Source organism: Streptomyces sp. BBFR2 (assembly GCF_044497305.1).
In the GTDB taxonomy this organism is placed as follows: Bacteria; Actinomycetota; Actinomycetes; order Streptomycetales; family Streptomycetaceae; genus Streptomyces.
This window is the reverse complement of record NZ_CP172415.1, coordinates 173,312-191,655: the sequence shown is the minus strand read 5'-3', so window position 1 is coordinate 191,655 and position 18,344 is coordinate 173,312. Positions and strand designations below refer to the sequence as shown.

Sequence of the window (18,344 nt, the reverse complement as noted above, 5' to 3'; positions counted from 1 at the left end):
CGTATGACACCGACCCCGGACAGACGACCCGGCGTGGCACCGGCGTCCCCGCGGCGCGCGACCGTGCGGCGGGCGGCCGCCGCGCTCGCCGCCGCGGGGCTGATCGCCGCCGTCGCGGCGCCCGCGCCCGCCGCCGCGGCGGACGGCGGGATCTGCAACAAGTTCTGCGACGCCCGCGACCCCGCGAACGCCCTCAAGGACCGCGCGCCGGTCACCACGACGCTCCACGGCCGGACGGTCGCCCTGCACGTCGACGACGGCAGCGCCATGGCCTTCGGCACGCTGGACAACGTTGTCGAAGGGGACAAGGTCTGGGTGGAACGCTCCTTCGACGGCGGCCGTACCTGGGACGGCGGCAGCCGCCTCGGCGACACCACGGCGCCCGGCGGCGTCGGCGGCTGGCGCACCCAGATGTACAACGTCGACGACTGGAACACCGGCCGGATCGGCGCGCTCCGCGCCTGCGCGCAGGTCACCGGCGACGACGCCATCGCCTGCACCGGCTGGGCCCGCTCCGACTGGAACAGCGCCGACCGCCGCCAGGCCGCCGCCACCGCGCTGATGATGTCCTACGACCGCGGGACCGGCCTCTTCGGCGGCGACGGCTGGTGGACCGGGGCCAACGCCCTGACCGCCCTCATCGACACCATCCGCCGCACCGGCGTCAAGAGCTACGCCTACGCCGTCGACGAGACGTACGACAAGAACAAGGACCGCACCGACGGCGGACGCCTGGGGCAGTTCCGCAACGAGTACCTCGACGACACCGGCTGGTGGGGCCTCGCCTGGGTCAGGGCGTACGACCTGACCGGCGACACCCGCTACCTGGACACCGCGCGCGCCGACGCCGACCACATGGCCGGGTACTGGACGGACAAGTGCGGCGGCGGCGTCCAGTGGAAGACCGACACGGCGTACAAGAACGCCGTCACCAACGAGCTGTACATCGCCCTCAACGCCGCGCTCCACAACCGGACCGACGGCGACACCCGCTACCTCGACCGGGCGACCAGCGGCTGGAACTGGCTGCGCGGCAGCGGCATGATCAACGGAAAACACCTGGTCAACGACGGTCTCAACGACTCCTGCCAGAACAACGGCCAGCCGACCTGGACCTACAACCAGGGCGTGATCCTCGGCGGTCTCGCCGAGCTGCACCAGGCCACCGGCGACGGCCAACTGCTGCGCAGCGCCCGCGAACTGGCCGACGCCTCCACGGGATCGGGCGACCTCAACCCCGGCGGGATCCTGCGCGAGCCGGGCGAGTCCAACGGCTGCACCGGCGACGGCCCCAGCTTCAAGGGCGCGTACGTCCGCGGTCTCGGCGCCCTCAACCGGGAGCTGGACGGCCACCCGTACGACGGCTACCTCAAGAAGCAGGCGGACACCGCCTACGCCAAGGACCGCAACGCGCTCGACCAGTACGGGCCGCACTGGAACGGCGACCGCGGCGACGGCACCGGCTACGGCTGCCAGCACTCCGCGGTGGACCTGCTGAACGCGGCACCGTAGAAGGCCCCCGGGGCCCGGCCGCCCACCTTCCCCCGTCCGGCGTGGGGGGAGTGGCGCGGTACCTCCCGATTCGCCACCGGGGGAGGAAACAGGCAGGTCGCAGGGGGTGCGCAGGAGTTTCCCGGTGGGGCTGTCCGTCTGAAAGGATCGTGCGGGGGCCCGGCTCTGCCCGGCCGTGAGGTACCGGTGTGACCCGTATGCCGGGGCGGGCTCCCGCGATCCTTGCCGTGAAGATGACAGGACATCAATGAACCTCGGGACCTTCCTCCCCACAGGAACAGTCCGGCCGGCGGTGCGGTACGCGGAGGCGGACCGCCGCATCGAACCCTCACCGCCCGGCGGACGGCCGGCGGACGGGGCGTGTGCCACCGCGGCGGCGCGGGAGAACGCACGATGACCGGCGCCTACCTCCTCCCGCTGAACACGGCGGCGATGCTCTTCCCCGCTCTGGCCCTGTTCCTGTCGGTGCCGGTGGCGATCGTCCTCTACCGCCGCCACGGCATCATGACCCGCTGGCGCACCCTCTCCATCTTCGCGTTCGTCTACTTCGCCGTCTCGGCGCTCTGCCTCGTGGTGGTGCCGCTGCCGAGCGGCGCCGTGGACGTCTGCCAGGCGTTCCCGACCTTCCGGCAGCCGCAGTGGACGCCGGGGATGTTCGTCGCCGACATGTGGAAGGAGTCCCACCACCAGGTCTCCTTCGACGCGCTGATCCTGCACAACTCGGCGTTCTGGCAGACGGTCTTCAACCTTCTCCTGCTGCTGCCGCTGGGCATCTTCGTCCGGCTGCACTTCCGGCGCGGACTGCTCGCCGCGACCCTCGCCGGGTTCGGCGCGTCCCTCTTCTTCGAGCTGACCCAGTTCACCGGGTTGTGGGGGATCTACCCCTGCCCCTACCGGCTCTTCGCGGTGGACGATCTGCTCGCCAACGCGGCCGGTGCGTCGCTGGGCTGGTTCGTCGTCGCGCCGCTGGCGCGTTTCCTGCCGGAGCTGGACACCCTGGACGACCGGGCGCTGGCCGCCGACGGCAAGGTCCCGTTCGGCCGCCGGCTCGTGGCGATGCTGCTGGACCTGTCCGGTCTTGTGGCGCTGGGCCTGCCGGTGACCTTCGCGGTGTTCTACCTCGGTATGGACGAGGAGGCGCTGCTGATGCCGCTGGCGCTGATCGTGCTGTGGTTCGTGGTGGTGCCGTGGCTGATCGGCGCCACGCCGGGCAAGCGCGTCCTGCTGCTGCGGCTGACGACCCGCGACGGAGGACGGCCGGGTCTGGGCGCGCTGGCCCTGCGGGCGGGGCTCCTCGCCCTGCCGCCGGTCTTCCCGGTCCTGTCCGTGATCGTGTTCGGGCTGTGGCTGGCCGGTGCGGGCGTGCTCGGCAACGAGCTGGGCGTTCTGGCCGTGGCGGCGGTCCTGGGCATTTCCTCGCTCTTCAGCGTCGGACTGGTGATCTGGTCCGTCCGGGGCGCCCGCCGCCACCCCGAGGGCCTCGGCCGCCACGAGATCTGGTCCGGTGTCATCAACACACCGCTCCCGCACGGACGCGCCCGCAAGCAAAAGGCGACCGGTGCGGCGGGGGAGTCCGGGGGCCACGGTGCGGGAGCCCGGGTTTCCGAGGCGCAGCCCGCCGGTACGGAGGCGGAGGGGGCCGGAGCGGTCGCCGGGAGAGCCGGGGCCGAGGCCGCGGAGACGGTGTCCGGGAAGCCCTCGGAACCCGCGTCCGCGAAGCCGTCCGAACCCACGGCCGGGAGGTCCGCGGGGCCCGCCGGGCCCGAGAGGGAAAAGCAGGCGGAGTCCGTGAAGCCCGCCGAGCCCGCCGAGCGGAAGCCCGCGGAGCCCGAGGCCACGTCCGAGAAGCCATCCGAACCCGAGCCCGAGGCCGGAAAGCCCGCTCGGCCCGCGGCCCTGCCGTCACCGGCCCCCGGCCCCGACGCCGCGGACGCTCCGGGCGGTGAGGCGAAGTCCCCCACCGGGTCATGACCGCCCGGCGCGCGGCGGCGGACCGCCCGTCCGCCGCCGCGCGCCTGGAACGGCGGTGCCTGGAACGGCGGTGCCTGGAACGGCGGTGCCTGGAAGGGCCGTGCCTGGAACGGCCGCGCCTGGAACGGTCGGTCAGCCGTCCGCGCGGGGGCGCCGGGCCGCGGCCGCGCGGTGGCTGGTGGCCAGGTGACGCGCCGTCAATTCCGTGACGCGGTCCGCGTCACGGGCCAGGATGGCGTCGTAGAGCGCCTCGTGTTCCTCGGCGATGGCCACCAGGTCGTCGTGTTGTCCCAGCAGCCACCGCATCCGGCTGCGCAGGGTGCGTTCCAGCTCGTTGAGGAGTTCGTTGTCGGCGAGCGAGATCACCGTCTCGTGGAAGTCGGCCGCCGCCCGCCGGGCCCGTACGGCGTCGCCCGCGCGGGCCGCCGTCAGTTCGGCGTCGAGGTCGGCGCGGAGGCGGGCCAGTCCGGCGCGGGTGCGGCGCTGGGCGGCGAGGCGGAACGCCAGCGTCTCCAGGGCCGAGCGCACCTCCTCCAGATCGGCGAGGTCCGACGGTGTGAACTCCCGCACCACGGCCCACGTCCGGGGGCGCGGTGTCACCAGCCCCTCGGTCACCAGCGCCTTCAGGGCGTCCCGGATCGGCAGCCGGCTCACGCCCAGCTCCGCGGCGAGTTCCCGCTCGACCAGCTTGCTGCCCGGCGCGCGCACGCCGTCGATGATCTCGTCACGCAACTGCCGGGTGACCCGCTCCGATTCGGGCTCGAATTTCTCAGACGCTGTCATGCGGTCAATTCTCTCATCGGCGTGCGCCCCGCCCGGCGTCGCGCACCCGGGGCGCGGCGGGTGTCAGCGGCCAACCTCCGGGGGCGCGAGGGTGAGCCGAGGGTAGGCGGTGCGGGGCGCCGGGCCGACGACACGGCCGCCGTGCAGGACGAGCAGCCGCTCGGGGTGGGCGGCGACGGCTTCGGGGACACCGCCGGCGGCGATCACCACGAGGTCCGCGCGGTCGCCGGGGGCGAGTCCGTAGCCGGTCAGACCGAGGGCGGCGGCGGCCTCACCGGTGATCAGGGAGGCGGCCGCGTGCAGCTCCTCGTCGGTCATCAGGCCGCCCTGGAGGCCGATGATGGTGGCGCGTTCGAGCATGTCGGCGGTGCCGTAGGGCCACCAGGAGTCACGGATGTTGTCGGACCCGGCGAAGACCCGTACGCCGTGCTCGCGCAGCCGCAGCACCGGGGGCATGGTGTCACGCGGCCCGTTCGTCATGATCGAGACTCCGGCGGCGGCCAACGCGTCGGCGGTGACGGCGAGTTCGGACCCCTCCACCTGGCCGAGGGCGTAGGCGTGGCTGACGGTGACGGTGCCGCCGAGCCCGAGGGCGGCGGTGCGTTCGGCGACGGCCCGCAACTGCGCGGTGCCGCTCTCGCCGCCGTCGTGGAGATGGATGTCGATGCCCGCGCCGTGCCGTTCGGCGAGGCGGAAGACGATGTCGAGCTGGCCGTCCACGTCACCGTCGAATCCGGCGGGGTCGAGCCCGCCGATCAGATCGGCGCCCTCGGCGAGCGCGGCGTCGAGCAGGTCCGCGACGCCCGGTGAGCTGACCACGCCGCTCTGCGGGAAGGCGACCAACTGGATGCCGAGCCGGTCCTGGAACTCCTCGCGGACGCCGAGCACCGCGTGCAGCGCGGCCAGCCCGATGTCCGGGTCCACATCGACATGGGAGCGGACGTGGCCGGTGCCGAGGGAGATCATCCGCTCGGCGAGGGCGGTGGCGCGGGCGGCGACCGGCACCTCGATCGAGGCGCGCAACTCCCGCTCGTCGGCGATCTGTTCGCGGAGCGTGGCGGTGGTCCGGTGCGGCTGCCAGGGAGCGCCGAGAAGGGTCTTGTCCAGGTGGGCGTGGCCGTCGACGAACGCCGGGAGCAGCAGTGCGCCGCCGAGGTCCACGGAGGTGCCGCCCCGGACCGCGCCGCCGTCCGCCCGGTGGTCGGTGACGGCCGCGATCCGCCCCTCGTGCAGGGCGATATCGGCACGGCGGCCGTCGGGCAGGGTCACGTTCCGCAGCGCGGCGGGGGCGGACGGGATCGGCGGGGCGCCGACGGGGTGCGACACGGGTACCTCCAGCGGTTCGCGGCTCGTCCGCCGCGCACCACCGGCGGCCGCGGCGGGGGCGTCGGCGGGTGACGGGCGGGGCGGAGCCAAACGGTATACCAAACCGCTTGACGGTTCGGGCGGAGCGCCCGGAACGGGGAGCTATAGATGAAGCCGATGCCAAGCATCATTACTGCGTCTTGGACGCTATAGGTCCAGGTCGTGCAGGGTGGATCTCGTCGGCCCGCCAGGGGCCGCAGCCACTGAAGGGAGTGACCGTGCCCGACCTCATGGACGGTGTCGCCAACTTCCGCCGGGACGTCTTCCCGGCGAAGGCCCGACTCTTCGCCCGGCTGGCCACCGAGCACCGGCCCACCACACTGTTCATCGGCTGCTCCGATGCCCGGGTGGTGCCCGAGCTGATCACCCGGAGCGAGCCCGGGGAGCTGTTCGTCATCCGTACGGCGGGCAACCTCGTTCCCGCCCACAGTCCGGCACCCGACGGTACCGCCGCCAGCATCGAGTTCGCGGTGGCCGTCCTCGGGGTCCGCGACATCATCGTCTGTGGCCACTCCGGCTGCGGCGCGATGACGGCGCTGGCTGAGGGCCGCGACCTCAGCGGCACACCCCGGCTCGCCTCCTGGCTGCGCCACGCCGACGCCTCACTCGCCCGCGCCGCGGCCGGGGAAGGGACCGGTGAGGTGACGGCCCTGGTGCGGGCGAACGTCTCCGCCCAACTGCGGAACCTGACCACCCACCCCGCGGTGGCGCGGGCCCTCGCCGAGCAGCGCCTCACGCTGCACGGCTGGGTCTTCGACATCGGCTCCGGCTCGGTCGGCCGGCTCGAAACCCCCGACCGCGCCGGTGTCTGACCGGCCCGTACCGCCGGCCCGCTGATAGCTGTACCGCACCGGACGCACCCGCGCCCGGCCCTCCCGGAAGGAACGCATCATGCCGCACGCCCAGTTCGACCCCGCCGCCCGTCAGGCCCTGGCGCTCGTCGCCGTCGAGTCCAAGACCCGTAAGGACCTGACCTGGCAGGAGATCGCGGACGCCGCAGGGCTGTCCGTCGCCTTCGTCACCGCCGCCGTCCTGGGGCAGCACGCCCTGCCGGAGGAGTCCGCCCGGGCGGTCGCCGCACTGCTGGACCTGGACGAGGACGCGGCGTTGCTGCTCCAGACCATCCCGACCCGCGGTTCGATCCCCGGCGGCATCCCCACCGACCCGACGATCTACCGCTTCTACGAGATGCTCCAGGTCTACGGCACCACCCTCAAGGCCCTGATCCACGAGCAGTTCGGTGACGGCATCATCTCCGCGATCAACTTCAAGCTCGACGTGAAGAAGGTCGCCGACCCCGAGGGCGGCGAGCGCGCCGTCGTGACCCTGGACGGCAAGTACCTGCCGACCAAGCCTTTCTGACCGCCCGTACCGGCCACTTCACCGGAGGAACCGTGGATTTCGCACAGCGCACCATCGACCTCGCCCGGCGCAACGTCGAGGAGGGCGGCCGCCCCTTCGCCACCGTCATCGTCAAGGACGGCGAGGTCCTGGCGGAGAGCCCCAACCTGGTCGCCCAGACCTCGGACCCGACCGCGCACGCGGAGATCCTCGCCATCCGCGAGGCGTGCACAAAGCTCGGCACCGAGCACCTGACCGGCACCACCATCTACGTGCTGGCACACCCGTGCCCCATGTGCCTGGGCTCGCTCTACTACTGCTCCCCGGACGAGGTCGTCTTCCTCACCACCCGGGACGCCTACGAGCCGCACTACGTCGACGACCGCAAGTACTTCGAACTCGCCACCTTCTACGGAGAGTTCGCCAAGGACCACACCGAGCGCCGGCTGCCCATGACGTACGAGCCGCGGGAGGACGCCGTCGACGTCTACCGCCGGTGGCAGGAGCGCAACGGCGGTGAGCGCCGCGTGGCCGGCACCCCCACCGCCTGACCTCCGCCGTCGTGAACGCGCCGAGGGCCGCACCCCGCCATCCGGGGGTGCGGCCCTCGGCGCGTACCCCGCCGGGAGCGCCCCGGCTACTGGCCCACCCGCCCGTCGACGCACTCGCGCAGCAGATCGGCGTGGCCGCAGTGGCGGGCGTACTCCTCGATCCGGTGCACCAGCAGCTCCCGGATCGATATGCCGTCCTTGCCCACCCGCTCACCCAGGTCCGGGTGCGCGGCCAGCGCCGCGTCGGTCGCCTCCTGCTCGCGCTCCAGATCGCGGTAGGCGGCGTCGACCACGGACTGTTCACCGACGGCACCGTCGAAGTCCGCGTCCCGCGCGCCGTACAGCTTCGCCGGCGGCGGCTCGTCGCCGATCCAGCCGCGCCAGTCCCGCTCCGTCTCGGCGAGGTGCCGCACCAGCCCGAGCAGCGACATCGTCGACGGCGGTACCGAACGGCGCGCCAGCTCCTCCGGTGGCAGCCCCTCGCACTTCATCCGCAGGGTGAGCCGATAGGCCGTCAAGTAGTCCTGGAGCGTGGCGAGTTCACCTTCCGGGGCGGGGCCGGTGTGCTCGCGGGGGTCGTCGTCCGGGTCCGCCCACATGTCGGGGTGGACCGTGGCCTGGGTCCAGCGCGCGGGTTCGTCAGTCATGCGGGGAATGGTGTCCCGCGGCGACCCGGACCGCCATCGGATTTTTTCCGGGAGCTACGCAGCCGGGGCGGCGCTCTGCTGCGGGGCCGGGGCGGGCGCGGGGGCGGGCGGCGCGGAAATCGCTTTGAGGTGCTCCTCGATCTCTTTGGTCTTGCCCTTCACCAGGGAGACGTTCTCGACGAACAACTGGAAGAGCAGATGGCTCGGGGTGGGGGATTTCCGGTCTTTCTTGTTCACCGCCATGCCCAGGCTGAACGGGCCGTGCTGTTCGGGCTTCAGTCCCACGTAGCCCGAAAGTGCTCCCTCGCTCTGCTCCGCATTCGGGTGGGAATTTTTCTCACCTTTGTGCGCGTGGCGGATCAGGGAACTGTCGTACCCTTGGGCGAGGGCTGTGTAATCCGGTTTGAAAAGCTCCTCGTGGGCCCCCGGCTTCAGGGTGAATTTCACCTGCACCTCGTACGCCGGGCCTTTCCGCGCGTAGTAGGTGTCGGCTTGCTCCTGGTCACCCAGGTGACTGCCGAACACCATGCTCTGGTGACGCTTGTTGAACTCCCCGCCCGTTCCCTGGCCGCTGGCAATGTAATCCGTCAGTTTCTGCCGCTCCTCGGATTTCCCCCAATAGGTCAGGAGGCCCTCGGCCTCCTCGACGGACATGGAGCGGAAGAGTTCCATCCTGCCGGAGTTCTGAGGTTTTTCGGAGAGCTGCTTCAGCAGTGCGGGCCCGGTCTCCGTGATGATGGCGTCTTTCGTGCGCCCCGGGGATGCCTTTTCCTGCTTGGCGCCCTTCTTCCCCTTGGCCTTCGGATTCGCCTGCTTCTTGCTGTCCAGATCGAGAAGTTTCGACTTGAGATCGGTATCCGCCGAGCCGTCGGGCTTTGTCACCCCCGCCGCCCGCTCCCAGTACCCGGTCGACAGCATCTCCTGCGGATTCGCCGGGGCGGCGGGGGCGCGCTGGACGGCGGGGGTGGTGGCCGGTGCGGGGCGGTGTCCCCGGTGCAGGGGGTGATCCGTCCGGCCGAGGGCCCGGGTCACCGCCGCGTTGCCCGCGCTCCGCTGCAACTGGGCCAGTTGCTGCGGGAGGGAGCGCCGCGGCTCAGGGTGCGTGGCGGGTGCCCTGCCCGCGGTGGCCTGCCGGGCCTTCGGCCCCTCGCCGGCCTTGTCGTACTCCGGTGTCCGCACTGCTCTCTCTTCCCTCGGGCGCCCAGGATCGGCGGCTGAAACTCCTGGATACACCGGAGCGAACCGCTTTCCCAGGTACCCGAGGGCAGTACCGAGGGGCCCATCGGGCAGTTCAGGTCAGGCGGGTGCCTGGGCCGCGGGCCAACCGCCGTACGGCACGGTCAGCAGCTCCATGAAGTGCCCCGCGGGGTCGCGGAAGTAGACGCCGCGCCCGCCGTCGTCATGGTTGATCTCGCCGGGGCGTTCGCCGCGCGGATCGGCTTGGTGCGGGATGCCGCGCGCCGTGATCTTCGCGTACGCCGCGTCGAAGACCTCCTCGGAAACGAGGAAGGCGTAGTGCTGCGGGGCGATGTCACCGGCGGGGACGGTCGCGAAGTCCAAGGTGACGCCGTTGCCCAGCGCGACCGCGACGAACGGGCCCCATTCGGCGGTGATTTCGAGATCCAGCAGTTCCGTGAGGAACGCGGCGGATGCCCGGTTGTCCCGGGCGTGGATGATGGTGTGATTCAGTTCGACCTGCATGGAATGCCTCCGAAGGCATGTCCCCGCACCTCCATGCCTCACCCGGACGGTGACCAGCACGCGATGCCGCCGCGGACTGTAGCGGCCGCCGTTCTCGCCCGTCAACCTGGATTGACGGACGGGAACGGCGGCCCGGCTCACGTCGCGGATACCGGGCAGCGGTGGGGAAGCCGTGCGGGGCCGCCGCCCGGATGGACCCGGCGAAGGCGGCGGCCGCGCTCGCCGCGCCGGTGTGGAAGACCGCCGAACCGGTCGAACCACCCACTCGTTCAACGGAGTTGGCGCCGGCCGAGGCGATACCGGAGTTCCGCGCCGGGACGCCGGCGGTGGCGCTGCTCATGAGGGCGAGGAAGCTGCCGCCCGGACCGGCGCCGAATGTCGTGAGGGCCGGGGTCATGGCCATCTCTTCGGACGAGGAGGGGAAAGGGGAAGGGCCGCGCCGGACGGACCGGCTCTTCGGATCAGACGAGTACGCCGCCCCGGGCGACGACCCGACCACCGCGGACGACGAGGTCGCGGGCCGGCAGATCCACCACGACCTGCGGCACGCACTCGCCGTGGACCAGCAGGAAGTCGGCGGGGGAGCCGGGGGAGAGGTCGGCGCGGGGCAGGCCCACCACGTCGGCGCCGCCGTGCGCCCCGGTCTCGTAACAGGACGTCAGTTCCGCGTCGAGGCGGTCGCCGCGGGCCTGGCCCAGCAGATGGGCGCGGTGCAGCATGTCGGCGTTGCCGAACGGGCTCCAGGAGTCGCGGACGCCGTCGGAGCCGAGGCCGACGCGGACGCCGTGGGCGGTGAGCCGGGCGATCGGCAGGACCAGGGCGCCGCTGGGCGCGACGGTGGTCAGCGCGATGTCCAGCTCGCGCAGTTCCGTGGCGATCGCCGCCAGCTCCGCCTCGGGCAGGCCCGGCAGACAGAAGACATGACTGATCGTCACCTTGCCGTGCAGGGACAGTGCCCGGGTGCGGTCGAGGATGCGGCGGAGCGACGCCAGGCCCTGGTCACCGCGTTCGTGCAGATGGAGGTCGAGCCCGACGCCGTAGCGGTCGGCGAGGCCGAAGACCAGGTCGAGCTGTTCCTCCGGCGCGTCGTCGAAACCGGCCGGGTCGATCCCGCCGAGCAGGTCCGCCACACCGGCGCGCGCCGCCTCCGCCAGGAGCCGCGCCGTCCCGGGTGTCCGCAGGACGCCGTGCTGCGGGAAGGCGACGATCTGCACGTCGAGGGCGTGCCGCAGCCGCTCGCGGGCCCGCGCGAGGCCCTCCGCCCCGGCCAGGCCGTACGCGGGGGCGACGTCGGCGTGCGCGCGCATCGCCCGGGTGCCGCGGGTGACGGCGTGCGCCATCAGCCCGTACGCCCGCTCCGCGACGGAGCGGTCCTGGCGGCGGAACAGCTCCGCGTCCTGCGCCGCGAACTCCGCGAGGGAGCGCGCCGCCCGGCGCGATTCCCAGGGCCCGCCCCAGGTCGTCTTGTCGGGGTGGATGTGCGCGTCGACCAGCGTGGGCAGCGCGATCCGGCCGCCGCCGTCGATGATCTCGGCGCCCTCGGGCGCGGGGCGGTCGCTGATCAGGCCACCGGCGACGGTGAGGTCCACCGGCTCCGGCGCCCCGAAGGGCCGGACGTTCCGGAAGACCACCGGGCGTTCGGCGGGTCCGGCGCCGTGCCCGGACGTGTCGGTGGGCGGGGGCGTCATGTCAACTCCTCGACGGATGCGGTGGGTCGGGCCGGGCGGCTGGGGCGTGCCGGACGGCCGGTGGGGCCCGGCCGGGCGGCCCGGGGCACATGGGGGAAAACGCCGCCCGGCCGGGGCGCGGGCGGCGGATCCGGAGCGGCCGGCCGGGCGGATCCCTTCCCGGCGGCGCCGGGGGCGTCCCGCCGTTCGCCCGGCCGGGCCCAGGTCAGACCTTGACGGGCAGGCCGGCGCGTACGACGTGCCGGGGCGTGCTGAGGACGGACAGGTCGGTGTGCGGGTCGCGGTCCACCACGAGCACATCGCCCGCGAAGCCGCGGGCGAGCCGGCCCGCCGTTCCCTCCATGCCGAGCAGCCGGGCGGCGCCGGTGGTGGCGGTGCGGATCGCGTCCAGCGCCGGCAGGCCCGCCGCGTGCATCAGCTCCACCTCCCGGCCGATCGGCGTGACCTGGCCGCCGGACGAGTCGGTGCCCGCCGCCAGCGGCACGCCCAGCTCGTGCGCGGTCCGTACGGCCGCCTTGAGGACCGGCAGGTACGTCCGCCCGCGCTCGTCGAGCACCGGGTCCGGGTCGCCGATCATCCCGGCGATGGCGGTCATCGTCGGCGTGAAGTACGTGCCCCGCCGCCGCATGTCGCGCAGCGTGCGCTCGCCGACGAACACGCCGTGCTCCAGCGAGCGGATGCCCGCCCGCACCGCGTCGTCGCAGCCGCGCTCGCTGTAGCTGTGGCACAGCACGCCCTTGCCGCCGCGCCGCGCCGCCGTCACGATCTCGGTGAGCTGCTCGTACGAGTAGACCTGCGTCAGCGGGTCCTGCTCGGGCAGTCCGGCGCGCTCGTTGACCCGCGTCTTGACCACGTCGGCGCCGCGGGCGAGGTTGACCTCCACGACGCGGCGCAGCGCCTGCGCCGAACGCACCCCGTCCTTCAGCCGCGCCAGCGGGGTGAGGCCGGGGTCGGCGAGGACGGTGTCGCCGAGGTCGGGCGTGACGAAGATGCCCGCCGCCCGCAGCCGGGGCGCCTGCTCGGGGGCCTGGCGGGCCAACTCCCGTACGGCGATGTCCTGGTAGAAGCTGGTGGAGCCGCTGCGCGCGCCGGTGGCGCCCTTGCGGACCGCGTCCCGCGCCTCGGCGGCGGTGTTGAGGTGGATGTGCGCGTCGATGAGGCCCGGCAGCACCCAGCGGCCGTGCGCGTCCAGCCGCGGCAGACCGTCCGGCACCTCGGTACGGGAGCGGGCGCCGGCGGCCCGCACCACGCCGTCGCGGATGACGACGACGGCGTTCTCGGTGACCTCGCCGGTCGCCGGGTCGAGCAGGGTGCCGCCCTCGACGACGAGGTCACCGGCGGGTCCGGCGCCGGTGCCCGGCCCGCGCCCGGTGCCGCGTGCCGGGGCGGCGACGGCGCCCGGTGCGGCCGAGAGGGCGGCGGCCGTTCCGGCGAGGGCGGCGGCCCCGGCGAGCACACCGCGGCGGGTGACCCGGCTGGACGGGGGCGGCACGTTCTCGACACACATGGCGGGCTCCTTCGGCGTTCTCTGACCTGCGGCACGGCGGCCGGTCAACGGATCGCCCAATTGGTATACCAAAGCGGTGGGGTGCGACAAGGTCCGCCGTCCGGGAGATCGACGAAGCGGCGGAGGGCGACCAGCCGGTCGCTCGGATCCGGGGCAACGGGGCGGGGGCCGCCGGTCGCGGCTTCGGTATGCCGGACGGAGGCACGGGCCGCCGCACTCCCGGGCGGTGCCCTCCCTCGCCCTCCCGCGTCCGCCAGGGGTGCCCGCCGCAGGGAACGGCCCGGCGCACCCGTACGCGCACCCGACACGATGTACGGGGCAGGCGCCGAGCCCCGTCGCCGGGCGCGCGGCACATCTCGCCGATCCGGGATCCCGACCGGCCCGGCGCACGTCACGGCAGCAGCCGCTGCTCCTTCGCCACCGCGACCGCCCCGGCGCGGGTGTCCACGCCGAGCTTGTCGTAGATCCGGCCCAGGTGGGTCTTGACCGTCGCCTCGCTGATGAAGAGCGCCTTGGCGATGGAGCGGTTGCCCAGCCCCTGGGCGAGCTGGGCCAGGATGTCCCGCTCCCGGTCGGTCAGGGCGGGGCGCGGCTGCCGCAGGTTGGCCATCACCCGGCCGGCGACCGGCGCCGACAGCGCGGTGCGGCCCCGCGCCGCCGCGCGGATCGCCGCGAACAGCTCCTCGGGCCGCTCCGCCTTCAGCAGATAGCCCGTCGCCCCCGCCTGGATGGCCCGGGTGATGTCCGCGTCCGTGTCGTACGTCGTCAGCACCAGCACATGCGGCGCGGGCGCGGCGGCCGTCAGCCGGCGGGTGGTCTCCACACCGTCGATTCCGTCACCGAGCTGGAGGTCCATCAAGACCACGTCGGGGCGGACCTTCGCGACGAGCGCGAGGGTCTCCTCGCCGGTGCCCGCCTCGCCGACGACCTCGATGCCCGGCGCGCTGTCCAGCAGCGCCAGCAATCCGGCCCGTACGACCGCGTGGTCGTCGCAGAGCAGGATCCGGACGGGGGACGGGGTGGTGTTCACTGCGGCTGCTCCAGGGGGATCGCGGCGGTCAGGACGGCGCCCTCGCCGGGCGCCGATTCGATGGTGAGGGTCCCGCCGAGCCGGCGGACCCGGGCCCGGATCGCCGGGACGCCGTGGCCGCGTCCCCCGGACGGCACGTCGGGCAGCGCCGCCGGATCGAAACCGCGGCCGTCGTCGGCGACATCCAGGACCACCTGATCGTCCAGGACGGTCAGGGTGAGTGCGGCGGTACGCGCACCGGCGTGTTCGCGGACGTTGGCCAGCGCGCCCTGCGCGATCCGCAGCAGCGCCGCCCGCACCGGCTCCGGCAGCTCCACCCCGCCCGCGTCGTCGATGTGCACCCGGACCGTCAGCCGGCCGTCGCCGCCGCGCTCCGCGAGCGCCCGCAGCGCCTGCGGCAGCCCGCCGCCGCGCGCCAGATCGGCGGGGGCCAGATCCTGGACGAAGCGCCGCGCCTCGGTGAGGTTGTGCTCGGCGATCGACGCGGCCGTACGGACGTGGCCGCGGGCCTTCGCCGCGTTCGCGTCCCAGGTGCGCTCCGCCGCCTGGAGCAGCATCCGCTGGCTGGACAGGCCCTGGGCCAGCGAGTCGTGGATCTCCATCGACAGCCGCTGCCGCTCGGCGAGGGTGCCCGCCCGCCGCTCCGCCGCCGCCAGCTCCCGCCGGGTGCGGAGCAGATCGTCGATCAGCGCCCGCTGCCGGGCCGCCTGCCGCTGCAACTGCGCGAAGACCGCCGTGGCGAACGCGGCGACCGCCGCCGGACCGATCACCAGATCCAGGTCGAACCGCTTCGCCAGCGTCAACTGCGCGATGATCACGAAGACGGTCAAGGCCGCGACCAGCGCGTACGCGGCGGGCGGCGGCAGGGTGCGCAGCGCCGCGTAGAACAGCGGCACCGCCACCCAGCCGAAGCTCGGTGCCATCTCCACCAGCACCGCCCACGCCACGACGACCGCGCCCAGCCACACCAGCCGCCGCGCCGGCGGCCATGGCACCCGGGTGCCCGGCGGCAGCGACGGCACCGCCGGTCCGCCCCGCCCGGCCCCGGCGACGTACAGCAGCGCCAGTGCCGCCGCCAGGGCCAGCACCCACGGCGCGTGCGCCTCCCCGGCGTGCCGCTGCACGAACCGCGCCAGCGACGAACCGAGCAGCAGGAAGAACGTCACATGCAGGACGGCCACCGGCCGCCGCGCGTCCGGCTCGCCGTCCGGCACCCGCTCACTCGCGCCCACCGCGCACCGCCTTCCTGCCGCCGCCGGCGACCTCCGCGCCGGTCCGTATCCGCCCTGTGAGCTGCACGGACACGGGGCGGGTCTCCCATTGTTCCCCCGCCGCGGCCGGGGCGGGTCAACCGATCGGCCGACCCGCCCGTCCATCGACCCGCGCGCCGGGGCGAGCCGGTACGACGACGGGGGGCGGCGGCGGGCGGCACCAGGATGGATGACGGAAGCGGGGGAGCGGCCCCGGCGGCACCGGCGACGACCGGAACGGACGACCGGAACGTCACCGCGGCACCCGGGCCCTTCCCGCCCGGCCTTTCCTCACCATCCCTGTGAATCCACGGAGTTGATCCCATGAAGCACGTCGAGAAGGTCTCCCGGCGTACCCGCGTCGTCACCGGTGGCGTGGCCGTCGCCCTCGTCATCGGCGGCGTCGGCGCCTGGTCGGCCGCCGCCTCCACCCCGGCCGCGAAGCCGGTCGCGGCCGCCGCGGCCGCCGGGAACCTGACGCACTCCACCCACCTGACCGTCGACGCCGCCACCAAGGCGGCCCGGGCCACCCTGGACGCCGCGAAGAAGGCGAACCAGAAGGTGTCCGTCGCCGTCGTGGACCGCAACGGCAACACCCTCGTCACCCTGCGCGGCGACGGCGCGGGCCCGCAGTCCTACGAGTCGGCGGTCAAGAAGGCGTACACCGCCGTCTCCTGGAACGCCCCCACCTCCGAGCTGGTCAAGCGCCTGGACAGCGCCCCGACGCTGAAGGACATCCCCGGCACCCTCTTCCTCGCCGGCGGCGCGCCGGTCGCCGCCGAGGGTGCGCCGGTCGCCGGTATCGGTGTCGCCGGCGCCCCCTCCGGCGACCAGGACGAGACGTTCGCGCGGGCGGGCGCCGCCGCACTGGCCGAGTAAGGCCGACGTCCCCCGGCCGCACGGCCGCCCGGACCCCGGCGGCGCACCACGCCCCCGCACGGTGCGCCGCCGGTTCGCCCTCCGCGCCGCCCTCGCCCCGGACGGCCGTCAGCCGCCCTCGCCCCGGACGGCCGTCAGGTGTGCGTCGGCGTCAACCGGCCCGGCACCACCGGCACCGTCGAGGTGATCGACGCCCGCCCGAGATCCACCGGCGCCGCCGACGCCGCTCCTTCGGCGTGGACGTCTCCGCCGACGGCCGCGCGGGCTATGTCACCGGCCACGACTCCTTCGCCGTGACGGTCGGTGGCCCCCGGCTCGCCGCGCACCCGCCGTACCGAGGTCGCCCCCTACGGCTCCGAGGGCGGGCTCGGCTCCCGCCTGAAGCCGCACCACGCGGCCGTCCGCCCGTCCGACGGGAAGCTGCTGCCGTTCGAAGGGGGGCGGCCGGTCCCGTTTCGAGGGTGCGGGCGCCACGCGCGTTCACAGGCCGCGCGGCAACCGGCCCCCGCGGGGGCGCAACGGATTCCGTCGTCCGACAGGTGTCTTGCCGGTGAACCCTTGACGTCGCGCCGCTCGGCGCTATTGGATCCCCCGTATTGGGCACGCAACCAATAGCGATGAGGCTGTTGGTGCTTCTTGGGAGGACGCGATGGCGACCAGAGACCTGACGGCCACCGCCGGGCAACCCGCGGCCACGACCGCGGACCGGGCGGGAAAGCCGGAAGCCCACGGCATCGACCACATACCCGACGGCGAACGCCACGGCCGCCCCCGGGAACTGTTCTCGGTGTGGGCCGCCCCCAACGTCAGCTACCTCAGCCTCGTCGTGGGCGCGTCGCTCGTCCTGATGGGCCTGACGCTCGGCCAGGCGCTCGCCGTCATCGCCACCGGCAACCTGCTCTGGATCCTCACCGGCGTCCTCGCCGTCAGCGGCCCCGCCGCGGGCACCACCGGCTCCGTCATCTCCCGCGCGATGTACGGCATCGTCGGCAACAAGGTGATCATCGCCCTCACCGGCTGGCTCATCTCCGCCGCCTACCTGGCGCTCAACTGGTCCGCCGCCTCCGTCGCCGGCATCGGACTCGCCGGACAGCTCGGCCTCCCCGGCGGCCCGGTCACCGACGCCGTGATCATCTGCGCCATCGCCGCCGCCACCCTCGTCGTCGCCGTCTACGGCCACGCCACCATCGTCCGGCTCTACACCGTCCTCAGCGTCGCCCTGACCCTCGTGTTCGTGGTGGTCAGCGGATACGTCATCGGCCACACCGACTGGTCGTACCGGCCCGGGCACGCCCTGCACGGCGGCGCGCTGTGGGTCACCCTCGCCGGCGGCTTCGCACTCATCGCCTCCACCCCGCTCTCGTACAGCAACAGCCCCGACCTCGCACGCTACCTGCCGCGGGACAGCAGCCCGGTGGCGGTGGCCGGCTGGACGGCGCTCGGCGCGTACCTGCCCAGCGTGCTGTTCACCGCCGTCGGCGCGCTCGCCGCCACCAGCCTCGACATGAGTGATCCGCAGCGGGCGCTGGAGGGCATCCTGCCCCCGTGGTTCATCCCGCTCTTCGTCATCGCCGTCGTCGGCAACACCGTCGCCAACAACGGGCTGACCGCCTACAGCGCCGGACTCACCCTCCAGTCGATCGGCGTCCGCCTCGGCCGCATCCCCGCCGTCCTCATCATCGGCGTGCTCGCCACCGCCATGACGCTCTGGGCCCTCCTCGTCTTCGACTTCCTGACCAGCGTCAACACCATGCTGGAGCTGGTCGTGGTGGTCACCGGACCGGCCGTCGGCGTCTATGCCGCCGACATCCTCGTCCGCCGCAACCGCTACGACGGCCGCGCCCTCCTCGACGAGAGCCGCACCAGCCCCTTCTGGTACGACGCGGGCGTCAACCGCGCGGGCGTGGCGGCGTTCCTCGCCGGCGCGGTCGCCGGGGTGCTCTGCGTCAGCACCAGCTTCTGGACCGGCCCCGTCGCCGCGCTGTGCGGCGGCGCCAACCTCTCCCTCCTCGCCGGACTGCTGGTCTCCGCCGCCGTCCACACCGCCTTCGGCCGCTCCCGGCACCCCGCCGCGAACGCCGCCCCGGCCGCCTGACCCCGGCCCCGCACCCCCGCACCA

16 protein-coding genes and 1 pseudogene are annotated in these 18,344 nt (G+C 73.7%); 8 read left to right on the top strand and 9 right to left on the bottom strand.

The features are described from left to right. The first annotated feature begins 3 nt into the window (after positions 1-3). Complete coding sequence (locus tag ACGH2B_RS00815; RefSeq protein WP_399082392.1) at positions 4-1,512, top strand: glycoside hydrolase family 76 protein; 1,509 nt, start codon at positions 4-6, stop codon at positions 1,510-1,512. Positions 1,513-1,905: 393 nt separating this feature from the next. After that, on the top strand, positions 1,906-3,483 hold the full coding sequence (locus ACGH2B_RS00810; protein ID WP_399082389.1) for a VanZ family protein: 1,578 nt from the start codon (positions 1,906-1,908) through the stop codon (positions 3,481-3,483). 132 nt (positions 3,484-3,615) lie between these two features. Here ACGH2B_RS00810 and ACGH2B_RS00805 read toward each other — a convergent pair whose 3' ends face one another. Together ACGH2B_RS00805 and ACGH2B_RS00800 are read right to left on the bottom strand one after the other, a co-directional pair. Further along, a complete protein-coding gene (locus ACGH2B_RS00805; RefSeq protein ID WP_399082386.1) occupies positions 3,616-4,266 on the bottom strand; it encodes a GntR family transcriptional regulator in 651 nt (216 codons plus the stop codon). Positions 4,267-4,329: 63 nt separating this feature from the next. Next, the gene (locus ACGH2B_RS00800) at positions 4,330-5,592 is read right to left on the bottom strand and encodes an amidohydrolase family protein (RefSeq protein ID WP_399082383.1); all 1,263 of its coding nucleotides are present in this window, start codon (positions 5,590-5,592) and stop codon (positions 4,330-4,332) included. 257 nt (positions 5,593-5,849) lie between these two features. Between ACGH2B_RS00800 and ACGH2B_RS00795 the strand changes: the two genes are divergently transcribed. The 3 genes from ACGH2B_RS00795 (at position 5,850) to ACGH2B_RS00785 (ending at position 7,523) form a co-directional block, all read left to right on the top strand. Beyond that, positions 5,850-6,443, top strand: a complete 594-nt coding sequence (locus ACGH2B_RS00795; protein WP_399082380.1) for a carbonic anhydrase — start codon at positions 5,850-5,852, stop codon at positions 6,441-6,443. Between the two features lie 79 nt (positions 6,444-6,522). Further along, positions 6,523-6,993: a cyanase gene (cynS, locus tag ACGH2B_RS00790; RefSeq protein WP_399082377.1), complete on the top strand. Its 471-nt coding sequence runs from the start codon at positions 6,523-6,525 to the stop codon at positions 6,991-6,993. Positions 6,994-7,025: 32 nt separating this feature from the next. Further along, positions 7,026-7,523 (top strand): nucleoside deaminase, encoded by a 498-nt coding sequence (locus ACGH2B_RS00785; RefSeq protein ID WP_399082374.1) that lies wholly within the window; start codon positions 7,026-7,028, stop codon positions 7,521-7,523. 86 nt (positions 7,524-7,609) lie between these two features. Here ACGH2B_RS00785 and ACGH2B_RS00780 read toward each other — a convergent pair whose 3' ends face one another. From ACGH2B_RS00780 to ACGH2B_RS00750, 7 genes are all read right to left on the bottom strand, one after another. After that, entirely contained in the window at positions 7,610-8,170 is a 561-nt protein-coding gene (locus ACGH2B_RS00780) for a DinB family protein (protein ID WP_399082371.1), read from the bottom strand. 54 nt (positions 8,171-8,224) lie between these two features. Continuing rightward, a complete protein-coding gene (locus ACGH2B_RS00775; RefSeq protein ID WP_399082369.1) occupies positions 8,225-9,349 on the bottom strand; it encodes a hypothetical protein in 1,125 nt (374 codons plus the stop codon). A gap of 117 nt (positions 9,350-9,466) precedes the next feature. Then, the gene (locus tag ACGH2B_RS00770; protein ID WP_399082366.1) at positions 9,467-9,871 is read right to left on the bottom strand and encodes a VOC family protein; all 405 of its coding nucleotides are present in this window, start codon (positions 9,869-9,871) and stop codon (positions 9,467-9,469) included. Between the two features lie 461 nt (positions 9,872-10,332). Continuing rightward, positions 10,333-11,559: an amidohydrolase gene (locus tag ACGH2B_RS00765; protein WP_399082363.1), complete on the bottom strand. Its 1,227-nt coding sequence runs from the start codon at positions 11,557-11,559 to the stop codon at positions 10,333-10,335. Between the two features lie 205 nt (positions 11,560-11,764). Beyond that, positions 11,765-13,066, bottom strand: a complete 1,302-nt coding sequence (locus ACGH2B_RS00760) for an amidohydrolase family protein (RefSeq protein WP_399082360.1) — start codon at positions 13,064-13,066, stop codon at positions 11,765-11,767. A 391-nt stretch (positions 13,067-13,457) separates the two neighbouring features. Further along, positions 13,458-14,096: a response regulator gene (locus ACGH2B_RS00755; protein WP_399082357.1), complete on the bottom strand. Its 639-nt coding sequence runs from the start codon at positions 14,094-14,096 to the stop codon at positions 13,458-13,460. Continuing rightward, complete coding sequence (locus ACGH2B_RS00750; RefSeq protein WP_399082354.1) at positions 14,093-15,328, bottom strand: sensor histidine kinase; 1,236 nt, start codon at positions 15,326-15,328, stop codon at positions 14,093-14,095. The genes ACGH2B_RS00755 and ACGH2B_RS00750 overlap by 4 nt, the downstream gene beginning before the upstream one ends. Before the next feature lie 342 nt (positions 15,329-15,670). Between ACGH2B_RS00750 and ACGH2B_RS00745 the strand changes: the two genes are divergently transcribed. The 3 genes and pseudogenes from ACGH2B_RS00745 (at position 15,671) to ACGH2B_RS00735 (ending at position 18,320) form a co-directional block, all read left to right on the top strand. Beyond that, complete coding sequence (locus ACGH2B_RS00745; protein ID WP_399082351.1) at positions 15,671-16,225, top strand: heme-binding protein; 555 nt, start codon at positions 15,671-15,673, stop codon at positions 16,223-16,225. 93 nt (positions 16,226-16,318) lie between these two features. Further along, a pseudogene (locus tag ACGH2B_RS00740) lies at positions 16,319-16,669 on the top strand (hypothetical protein); the annotation flags it as partial. Positions 16,670-16,874: 205 nt separating this feature from the next. Continuing rightward, a complete protein-coding gene (locus tag ACGH2B_RS00735; protein ID WP_399082348.1) occupies positions 16,875-18,320 on the top strand; it encodes a purine-cytosine permease family protein in 1,446 nt (481 codons plus the stop codon). Positions 18,321-18,344: the final 24 nt, after the last annotated feature.